The sequence below is a fragment of the Bowdeniella massiliensis genome (assembly GCF_023634005.1).
GTDB classification, from domain to species: domain Bacteria; phylum Actinomycetota; class Actinomycetes; order Actinomycetales; family Actinomycetaceae; genus Bowdeniella; species Bowdeniella massiliensis.
Window position 1 is genome coordinate 197,691 of record NZ_JALIQR010000003.1, and the last position, 9,243, is coordinate 206,933.

Below are 9,243 nucleotides of genomic sequence, written 5' to 3' on the forward strand. Positions count from 1 at the left end.
CGATGATTGCCCGTAGATTCATCGCTGCCATCCTCAGCGCCGGCCTGGCCATCTCCGGAGTCGTGGTCGCCCTCGATCCGACCCCGGCGGTCGCCGACACCAAGGACGACCTCATCAAGCAGCGAGAAGAGCGGGCAAAGCGCCGCGAGCGGATTCAAAGTGAGCTTGAGGGTATCGACTCGTCGCTGTCGACGGTCTACCTCCAGCTCGAAGATACCCGCAGCCAACTCGCCCTTGCCCAGACGGAGCTTGCCCAGGCCGAGGAAAAACTGGCGGGCGCTCAGCGCAAGCAAGAGCACATCGCCGGACGACTGACCGCAGCCGAGGGGGAGCGGGATCGGATCGCCGACGATATTGCCGAGACAACCTCGCAGATCGAAGGCAACAAGGGTGCGCTAGCGGAAGTTGTTCGCACCTCCTACCGGTCGGGCGGCGCCAACCTCGGCTCGCTTTCGGACCTGTACGAGATCGGCGTGGGCGAAGATTCCGTGCAGGCGCTCGCCGCCCGCAATGCGGCCGTGCGCTCCCAGTCCCGCGTCCTTGACCAACTCGCCGAGCTCAACGCTAAGAACCGCAACGCCAACGCCCGGCAGGAAGCCGTCACCGAACTCATCACGGATCTGAAGGCCCAGGCCGACGAGGCTGTTGCTGATGCCGATGCGGCGCGTGATGCCAAGGCCGCGAAGACCGCTGAGATCTCCCAGCTCCAGGACGATCAGACGGCCCTGGCAGGCTCGCTGGAGTCGAAGAAGGAACAGGCACTTGCCGACCGCGCCGCCAATGACGCGGCGGACGCCGACCTCAAGAGCCAGATCGCCGCCATTGTCGCCGAAGAGAAGCGGAAGGAAGAGGCCGAGCGCAAGCGCCGCGAAGCCGAACAGAAGGCCGCTGAAGAACAGCGCCGCCGCGAAGCCGCTGCGCGTGCCAAGCAGAACCCGGCCCGCCCGGCGCCAAAACCGGCACCGCCCAAGCCAGCCCCGAAGCCGCCCGCACCGAGCGCTGGCCTCATCCCGCCGGTGCCGCGACCGCTGTACGTCACGAGCTCCTACGGCTACCGTGTCTACCCGATCACCGGCGGCTGGTTCATGCACAACGGCGTCGATCTGCGCTCCTCGTGCGGCAACCCGCAGGTCTCATCCGCGGGCGGCACCGTGATCGCCACCAAGGGCGCCCGCGGCAACGGCACCCACGGCAACCAGGTCCTCATCAACCACGGCATGATTGGCGGCGTCTCCTACGTCACCGTCTATAACCACCTATCGGGCTTTGCGGTCTCACCCGGACAGCGAGTCTCCCAGGGCCAGGTCATCGGCTATACGGGCGCAACCGGAAAGGTCACGGGCTGCCACGTGCACTTCGAGGTATGGAAGAACGGCTCGACGATCGACCCGATGAGCCTGCCCGGCTTCTAATAACTTGCGCCAATGACCGCCCCCAGCCATAGGGTAGGGGCAGGATTCATGCGCATTCACGACGGAAGGATGATCGGTGGCTGCCAAAAAGAGCTCGGGAGCAAAGAGCGCCAAACTCACGCCCGAACAGCGAGCGAAGGCCGAAGCCGATGCCAAAAAGACCGTCGCAAAGAACCGCAAAGCCTTTCACGACTACCACATCGATGACCGCCTCGAGGCCGGCATAGCGCTGTCAGGCACCGAGGTCAAAGCCCTGCGGATGGGGCGCGCATCGCTCGTGGACGGCTGGGTTGAAATCGACGCAGGACAGGCCTGGCTGCAGGGCGTCCACATCCCCGAATATGCCCAAGGCACCTGGACAAACCATGCCCCGCGGCGCAAGCGTCGCCTGCTGCTGCACAAGAACGAGATCCTAAAGCTCGGCCAAAAGAGCCGCGAAAAGGGCTACACGATCGTGCCGCTGGAACTGTACTTCGTTAAGGGGCGTGCCAAGGTCGAGATCGCACTGGCCCGCGGTAAGCAAGAGTGGGACAAGCGCCAGGCACTACGCGAGAAACAAGACGCTCGCGAGGCACAGCGCGCCATGAGCCTACGCATCAATCGCTAGCAATCGCGCTGCTGAGGGAGAGATATGCTTCGTCGCGTCTGGGCGCTACTTTTAGTCGTGCTGGCCATGCTCGTTGCAATCGCGCTACCGGCCGCGGCCGATGAGGACGATGCCAGAATCACGTCCATGGCGATCCGCGGCGAGCTGCAAGCCGACGGCACGCTCGACCTGCACATGGACCTCACCATGCGCTTTTCCGGGCAGCATGGGCCATTCCTCGTCTTCGGTGAGGATACGGAACTGCCCACGAACCCGAACCACTACCAGCACGTCACCTTCGACGTCACCTCCGTGTCCTCACCGACGGACGCGCCCGCCAGCTACGCAGTCGAACACCGCGATCACGCCACGGTGCTAAAAATCGGCGAGGAGGGCCGAATCGTCTACGGCGAACAGCGCTACGCCATCGCCTACACGCTGTCCGGAATGCTGCGCCCGGCAGGCAGCTACGACGGCGCACCCGCCGAGGACGTTTTCGACTGGCGCGCCATCGCCCCCGGCGGCTTCAAAGTCCCCATCGAGAACTTCTCAGCCGACATCGACACCGGTAAGAACGCGAGCAGCGTGACGTGCATGGCCGGCGGCGCCGGCGCAACGACCCCATGCGAGGGCTTTAGCACCAAGGGCTCAGCGTTCCAGCTCGCCACCTCCGTGCCCAAGGGCGAGGGCATCCGAATCGTTTCCGCCTATCCCGCAGGCACCTTCCCGGACGCGAAACTCGAGCTCGCCCCGCGCCGCACGTGGGCGAACATGTGGGGGCTCACCCCGGCCAGCGGGGCAGCTGCTGCCGTGACCCTCATCGGAGGTGTAGCCGCGGTCGTACGAATCTCCCGCCGCGCCCGCCTCGACGAGCGCTATCTCGACCTGCCACCAGGAGTGTCGCCCACAACCGCCGACCACCCCGTCGGGCGCGTCCCCACGCCCACCATTCCAGTCTCCTTCACGCCGCTGACGCAGCGGCCCGGCCTCCTTGGCACGCTCATCGATGGCAGCGCTGACGACGAAGACATGGTGGCGACACTCTTCGACCTGGCGCGCCGCGGCATCATCGAACTAGACAAGCGGCCACCAACAGACGAAGGCGATGACGACTATGCCGTGAGGTGGCTCGACCCTGAGGGCAGAATCGAAACCGCCCCATGGGAGCGCAGATTCCTCACGACGCTTTTCAAAAACAACTCCGAGATCGCGATCTCCACCGAGGGTGAGCAGCTTGTGGAGGCCACCTCCCACTTGAAGGAGGATCTCGATAAGGGCGTCGTCGAGGCTGGGTGGTATCGATCCTCTCCCGCAGCGGCCCGCGCAACGTGGGTCGGTATTGCGTTGTTGGTTATGGTGGCTGCCATCATCCTGGGGGTGGTCACGTTCCTCATGCACGGGCCATTCATCATCCCGGTCGCTCTCCTGATCGTCTCGTTCGTCGCCATGGTGAACTACGACGCGGCCCAGGTCAGGACCGCCGAAGGCTCTGTCATCAACGACCAGCTCGTGGGCTTCAAGGACTACGTCCTCGCTGCGGAAGCCGGCCAACTTGAAATGGGGGAGGCCGCAGGCTATTACGACCGGCTGCTCCCGCTCGCCGTTGCTCTCGGGGTAGAAAGCCAATGGGAAAGGGCCTGCCGAGAGGCAATGTTCGTAACCGGTGAGCGCCTGAGTCTGCCGACGTGGTACGTGGCAGGAACGACCGCACACTCGCTGAGCTCGGGGATCTCGAGCGCGATGCTGTCATCGATCACCGCGGTTTCATCGTCCTCCGGGGGTGGCGGCGTCAGTGGTGGCGGCGGTTCCATGGGCGGCGGATCCTGGTAGGTTGCACTTCACCCGGAATAAACTCGACCCGCCACCAGTTGACCTTCTATGATGGAAGTCCGCCACGCGCGGATGAATTGTCAATTTCATATGGGGATGATCGGTTTCGACGGTGACCCTGTTCCAGGGGAAGCGGGTCGAGGATGTGCAGTTATCTCGTTAACGCCCTGCACAAACCAATAGGTGCCGAATCTAAGAGCACCGACTTCGCCCTCGCTGCCTAAGCGAGCCTGAAGTCCGTCAGCCTGGGGACGCTCTCGCCCCAGATCCTGGCGTCATCTTGAGAGCCACTGCTTCGTTGTCGCGTTACCCGGCAACGAGGGACTTTTAGGTAACTGAGCCCGTCGGCAGCTAGTTCGCGAGATTGCCGGGGCCGAGAAAATCAGCAGCGAACTGCACCCGGAGAATCCTTGTTTCACGTGTCATCGGACGCGGGTTCGATTCCCGCCATCTCCACCATTTGTACTCGATTTTTGATACAAAGAATTGAGTACGAACTGAACCCCTCGGGCCCCGCGTTTTACTAGGTAATTCGCGGAACCCGAGGGGTTCTTTGCTCTGTTGCGACGATTGGGATCGGTGCCGATGGCAACAGGTGACGGTGAAATTCTGATAGTCTACCAGTTTGGAGGCGCTTGAGTCGCGGAGGCGTCAAGAAGTATTGGCCTCCGTTAAAAGGTATGGCGTTGGCGTCAAAAGGTGTAAGTCGCGGCCACCCTGCGAGGTAACGTTTCAGTTCTCCTTCTCATGAATACCTATCCGGCATGCTCGGATTCTCTCAAGAACAGGTAGGAGCAAACCTAGGACGATTCAAGGTTGGCGGTAGTCGTGCGAGGGAATAGGTCGTGCCTCTACTGAGAAACCGCGGGTGTCGGCACCAGGTCGATCCTGTTTTCTGATGGGTTGAATCCGTTCGTAGCGAGGGCCCGCACCATTGCCGCGTTCGAGATGTCGGTATCTGCAATCAAGGAGGTGGCGCCTTCCTGGAGAAGTTCAGTCACGGCCCGGGACACCATCTCCGTTGCGTAACCTCTCCCGCGAACGTGGCTGAGAGTACACACCTGGTTGAGGATCCCTTCTCGTGAACTGGTCATCGTCCAGGACACGAGGCCAGCGAGTTGCCCTGTTGGAGTGAAAGCAAGGCGAATTGCGTGCCACGGATCTTCTTGCGTTAAGAAGTCGATGACGTACCGTGTTGCACCTTCCAGTCCCAGTTGGTCGACAAGATCTCGATCTTCGGGATCGCTTGAGTGCTTCATCATGTCGCGGATGATGGTGAATAGTCGCCAGTCGTCTGGCCCAGTCAGGTTTTCAAGCTGAATGGTGGTCGACAGTTTCGAACAATCATCGAGTGGACGGTCATAGTGATGTCGTCCAATGACGTGCCAATTCTGAGCTCGGGCCAGCTGTGCGATGGGTGTGAACTCAGGGGAGTCGGATGTGACGTGGTCAGGCATGAAAAAGAGGACCCGCGCTGGCTTTGATTCGAGAACATGCTGGATGAGCTCTGTACTCAAAGGGCCAGCCCAGACGTCAATCACCGTGCCGATTGAGGTCACCAGACCGGAACACGCTGAGACCGTGTGGGTGAGCTGGTCCCGATGAAACCAGGTGTGGTTAATCGTCCGTTGGCCGCTTGAGAATCCGAAACTTAGACGACTATTAGTGAGCTGATCAGCCTGAGAGGGGGCGTCAAATAGGGGGGTGAGTGAGGAGAGAGTATCGATTGCTTGGTCAAGCGATTGCGGTTGATAAATGTGGTCGATGGACATGAGAAATCCTTACCGATGATGGCGAAAGAATTGACCTCGACGTGAGGTCAAACTGAGCGGGAATCATGTGACCTCCTCTCCATTGGCTGGAATGTGACAGGTTTATCGTAACCGTTAGACGGCATAGAGAATCACTTTCGGCCCCTGTCAGTTCGCAGACAGGGGCTGTGTGCTGTGCGGCCGGTCGTGCCTAGAGCAGCCGGGCCGGAGAGTTTCCTCGACTGCGGCATCGCCGTCGCGTCGCACGATGTAGCCCTTGGCTCCGGGCCGCTCGCAGACCGCTTCGTGCAGCTCGGTGCCGACGTAAACGAGACCGGCCCCGTCATCGGTGCAGTGTGTCTCAGGCAGTTCGCCCTCAGCGACGAGCTGATGCACCAAGGGACGCCGGTTCGCTTCGCTGTCGTAATGGACCCCACCGCCATAGGGCAGGAAGCCCAAAGCGTTGGTGATGTCGCGCAGCGGTGGCCCGAACGAGTCAGTGGGACCGCCCGTGTACCCGCAGATGGCGCCGGCGCAGATGCCGGCGAGTACGACCCCTTGTTGCCAAGCGCGATGGAGGATGTTGGGCAGCCCGTGCGCGCGCCAGACTGCTAGCCGGTTGACCACTGAGCCTCCATGGACCCAGATCACGTCCTGATCGAGCAGCACCTCCTGGACGTTAGGGAACGTGGGCTTGGGGAAGAGGTTGAGGTTGATCAAGTCGAAGCCAGCCATGTAGCCGGCTTCTGCCATCGCGGCGTTCTGGTGACGCTGGTCCCCTGGCGGCGGTGCCGATCTGGCATACTTTCGGCCGTCGAACGGTGCCCGATAGCGAGTGGCTTCATCTCGGGCCCTGCGCCGACGCTTCTATGGAGTCGGTGACGGCAGCGGGCTTGGCTGCCGTGATCCACCTGCGGTGCGGAGCCGGACGGAAGGTTGCTCAGCGTCCGTAGTGGTAGCGGCAGCTGGCGATCCGGATCTCGTCGCCGACGACCTTGTACACGAGACGATGTTCTTCGGTGATGCGTCGGGACCAATACCCCGACAGCCCATGTTTGAGAGCCTCGGGCTTGCCGATCCCCTCGTTGCCGTTGCGTGAGATGTCTTGGATCAGCAGGTTGATCCTCTTGAGCGTGCGCCGGTCTTCTGCCTGCCACCAGAGGTAGTCATCCCAGGCGGACTCGTCCCAGACCAGGAACACCGCCTAGTCCTCGATGTCCTCGATGAGCTCATGCGTCGTGCCGCCATCGCTCTCCAGTCGCTCGATCGAATCGAGGAGGCGGCGGGCGTTGGCGGGGGAGCGGAGGAGGTAGGCGGTCTCCCGTAGGGACTCGTAGTCTGCCAACGAGACGATGACAACGGGCTCGTGTCCGGCGCGGGTGATGATCGTCTCTTCGCGGTTGTTTACGACGTCGTCGAGGACCTGCGCGTAGTTGGCGCGGGATTCGGTGTAGCTGAGCGTCTTCATAGGTTACCTCCTGTACAGAAAACTGTACGTCGCGGTGCCGGGTGCGTCAACAGCTCCTGGTCCACCATGCCAAGATCCTGGCGTCTAAGCGACCCGTCTTCTTCTGATGTAGCCGTCGCAACTTCCTTGTGGATCGACTCGGAGGCCGGCCCCCACCGCGGCTTCGGCTGAGATCACCGAGTGGCGCGAATCGCGCGGAGCCGCTTGCGCGTGCTCTTCCACGCTGGGCGAGATAGCGAATATTCCGTCAGATGATGTGGCACATCGTTGACACGGAGTCCCGGAACTACTTGCCGTCCGTCCGCAGTTCGGAAGCTGGATCCGGTCGCCTGAAGAGTGGTGAGTGGGTCTTGCGAGCTGCACCGTCACCAGATGGGCCCCGAAGGCCCGGAGTTCGACTCGTTCCCCGCGAGCTCCACCCCTGTGAAGCCCCGCCGGCTCATGCTGGCGGGGCTTTCGTGATGTCAGGGTCCATGGTTCTCGCCCTGCTCGGACTTTGATTCGGCCTGAACCGGCGGCATGTGGAATGCCCGCGCTCCAAGTGGGCAAGATGAGCCCTCGTCGGCGCCCGCATCGCACCTCCAGCCCACAGTTGAGGTCCTCGGGCATTCAGGCCCCGCATCAGGTGATGCCGAAGGGCTTGGAGTTCGACCCGTGGTCTGTCACGCTCACCTGCTCAGCTGATCGGCACGTTCACCTCGGTGACGAGTTCCTCGGGCTTCGTCGACGACGGATCGTTGAGGTAGGTGATGAAGACCTTCGTCGCGACGTCGTCGGAACCCCGCTGCGCGAGAGTCAGGCCGTGCTCGGCGACGAAGTCGGCTATCCGCGAAAGGGCATCCGTGATCTGTGAGTACGGGCCGACGCTGACGGCCCTCACCACCTCCGTCTCGGCGAGGTCCACGACGACGAGCGGGTCGTCAGCGGTCGTGCCAGGTGCGACGGGGAGCCAGACCGACTCGTCGACCTGCGCCTCCTTGAAATCCTCGTCATGCTCGATGGCCCCGCCTGGGCCGGTGGGGCGGATGCCCTGCCGCTCGAGCAGGGGTATGAACTCGATGAGGTGGAGTTGCTCCTCGGCACCCCGGAGTTCGCCGGCGAGGCTGTCGCGCTGCAGTTGCAGCGCGCGCTCGAACGCCGGGGTCCCGCGGGCGGGAAGCAGAGTGGCGATGGCGGCCACGCCGAAACCGATGTCGCGCATGAAGGGCTACAGGCCGTCGACCTCGAGGTCAGTGAGGTGCAGCCCTAATTTTCGCGCAATTGTGATGGTGGCGTCATGGGTGACTTGGGTTGATCCAACGGAGGTCAGGGAAGCGGGCGAAGTCACTGTCGAAGGAGCAGATGCTGGTGCCGTTCTCGATGGCAAGAGCAGCGAGGTGGGCGTCGGTGACGAGGTTCCCGTGCAGATCGCCGTCCGTGAGGAGCCGGCCGAGGATGTCGCGGTGGCGATCTCCAGGGGTGGGCAACCAGGCCTGGTCGGCGTCGAGCCAGTCAGTGATGTAGCTCCACGCATCCGTCGGCGTCAGTGGGCTCTCGGTCACGCGGGGATGGGTGATGATGCGTTGGAACGCCATCAGCGACACCCAAGGCAGTCCGACGCGTTCGACGCCGTTCATCGCCTCGTCCAACCAGGTCCGTGCGGCCGAGTGAAAGTGGGACCGGTCATCGACGGCGTAAAGCAGAACGTTGGCGTCGACGATCACCGGGCGTCCTCGGCGTCGTACTGATCGAGCAACTCAAGGGCGGCGGCGACGTCGGTGACATCGACTTTCAGCCCGACGCTAGCCGTTCGTTGCCGGAAATGCTCGGGCTTCTGCTGCTGACGCAGGCCTGCGCGGGCCAGTTCGTTTACTGCCTCACCCAGACCAATGTGTCGCTCCCTGCGCAGGCGTTCTGCTGCTGCCGCGACCTCGGGGTCGAGTCGTACTGTCGTCCTCATTCCACGAGGCTAACACTGCAGATGCATGTAACGCGCATCAATGATGCGGAAGCGTGAACGGGTGGGCATGGGCGTAGTGACTACGGCTGGGGTTCGAACTTCGAACCCGCTACGACAGGCGGCGCCCACCCACGCCGCGCCCACAGGCCCAGAGTTCGACCCGTTCCCCCCGTCTCTTATACCCAACTGACGCTGCCGACGATATGCTGTAGGCACGATACGTGGTGCAGTCGTTCGTGCTGCCAAATCTAGTCCTA

At 62.5% G+C, this 9,243-nt stretch carries 10 protein-coding genes and 1 other RNA gene; 4 read left to right on the top strand and 7 right to left on the bottom strand.

From position 1 onward, the window contains the following. Positions 1 to 2: 2 nt before the first annotated feature. The 4 genes from MUN85_RS03180 to ssrA all read left to right on the top strand — a co-directional run bounded on the left by MUN85_RS03180 (position 3) and on the right by ssrA (position 4,287). The gene (locus MUN85_RS03180) at positions 3 to 1,412 is read left to right on the top strand and encodes a M23 family metallopeptidase (protein WP_250505348.1); all 1,410 of its coding nucleotides are present in this window, start codon (positions 3 to 5) and stop codon (positions 1,410 to 1,412) included. A gap of 76 nt (positions 1,413 to 1,488) precedes the next feature. Beyond that, positions 1,489 to 2,019, top strand: coding sequence for an SsrA-binding protein SmpB (smpB, locus tag MUN85_RS03185; RefSeq protein ID WP_092563275.1), 531 nt, complete (start codon positions 1,489 to 1,491; stop codon positions 2,017 to 2,019). 24 nt (positions 2,020 to 2,043) lie between these two features. After that, entirely contained in the window at positions 2,044 to 3,828 is a 1,785-nt protein-coding gene (locus MUN85_RS03190) for a DUF2207 domain-containing protein (protein ID WP_250505349.1), read from the top strand. Between the two features lie 92 nt (positions 3,829 to 3,920). After that, positions 3,921 to 4,287, top strand: a transfer-messenger RNA (tmRNA) gene (gene ssrA / locus MUN85_RS03195). Positions 4,288 to 4,679: 392 nt separating this feature from the next. Here the strand turns inward: ssrA and MUN85_RS03200 are convergent. From MUN85_RS03200 to MUN85_RS03230, 7 genes are all read right to left on the bottom strand, one after another. Next, positions 4,680 to 5,600 (bottom strand): GNAT family N-acetyltransferase, encoded by a 921-nt coding sequence (locus MUN85_RS03200; RefSeq protein ID WP_250505350.1) that lies wholly within the window; start codon positions 5,598 to 5,600, stop codon positions 4,680 to 4,682. A gap of 147 nt (positions 5,601 to 5,747) precedes the next feature. Next, on the bottom strand, positions 5,748 to 6,332 hold the full coding sequence (locus MUN85_RS03205) for a Type 1 glutamine amidotransferase-like domain-containing protein (protein ID WP_250505351.1): 585 nt from the start codon (positions 6,330 to 6,332) through the stop codon (positions 5,748 to 5,750). A 187-nt stretch (positions 6,333 to 6,519) separates the two neighbouring features. Beyond that, entirely contained in the window at positions 6,520 to 6,780 is a 261-nt protein-coding gene (locus MUN85_RS03210; RefSeq protein ID WP_250505352.1) for a Txe/YoeB family addiction module toxin, read from the bottom strand. 3 nt (positions 6,781 to 6,783) lie between these two features. Then, positions 6,784 to 7,047, bottom strand: coding sequence for a type II toxin-antitoxin system Phd/YefM family antitoxin (locus MUN85_RS03215; RefSeq protein WP_250505353.1), 264 nt, complete (start codon positions 7,045 to 7,047; stop codon positions 6,784 to 6,786). Positions 7,048 to 7,723: 676 nt separating this feature from the next. After that, the gene (locus MUN85_RS03220) at positions 7,724 to 8,248 is read right to left on the bottom strand and encodes a GyrI-like domain-containing protein (protein WP_250505354.1); all 525 of its coding nucleotides are present in this window, start codon (positions 8,246 to 8,248) and stop codon (positions 7,724 to 7,726) included. A 73-nt stretch (positions 8,249 to 8,321) separates the two neighbouring features. Further along, on the bottom strand, positions 8,322 to 8,750 hold the full coding sequence (locus MUN85_RS03225; protein WP_250505355.1) for a type II toxin-antitoxin system VapC family toxin: 429 nt from the start codon (positions 8,748 to 8,750) through the stop codon (positions 8,322 to 8,324). Next, a complete protein-coding gene (locus MUN85_RS03230) occupies positions 8,747 to 8,986 on the bottom strand; it encodes a hypothetical protein (RefSeq protein WP_250505356.1) in 240 nt (79 codons plus the stop codon). Before MUN85_RS03230 ends, MUN85_RS03225 begins: the two co-directional genes overlap by 4 nt. Positions 8,987 to 9,243: the final 257 nt, after the last annotated feature.

Coding starts and splice junctions, on each gene's coding strand:
- MUN85_RS03180 (WP_250505348.1), top strand. CDS start 3: ATGATTGCCCGTAGATTCATCGCTGCCATCCTCAGCGCCGGCCTGGCC.
- MUN85_RS03190 (WP_250505349.1), top strand. CDS start 2,044: ATGCTTCGTCGCGTCTGGGCGCTACTTTTAGTCGTGCTGGCCATGCTC.
- MUN85_RS03200 (WP_250505350.1), bottom strand. CDS start 5,600: ATGTCCATCGACCACATTTATCAACCGCAATCGCTTGACCAAGCAATC.
- MUN85_RS03205 (WP_250505351.1), bottom strand. CDS start 6,332: ATGGCAGAAGCCGGCTACATGGCTGGCTTCGACTTGATCAACCTCAAC.
- MUN85_RS03215 (WP_250505353.1), bottom strand. CDS start 7,047: ATGAAGACGCTCAGCTACACCGAATCCCGCGCCAACTACGCGCAGGTC.
- MUN85_RS03220 (WP_250505354.1), bottom strand. CDS start 8,248: ATGCGCGACATCGGTTTCGGCGTGGCCGCCATCGCCACTCTGCTTCCC.
- MUN85_RS03230 (WP_250505356.1), bottom strand. CDS start 8,986: ATGAGGACGACAGTACGACTCGACCCCGAGGTCGCGGCAGCAGCAGAA.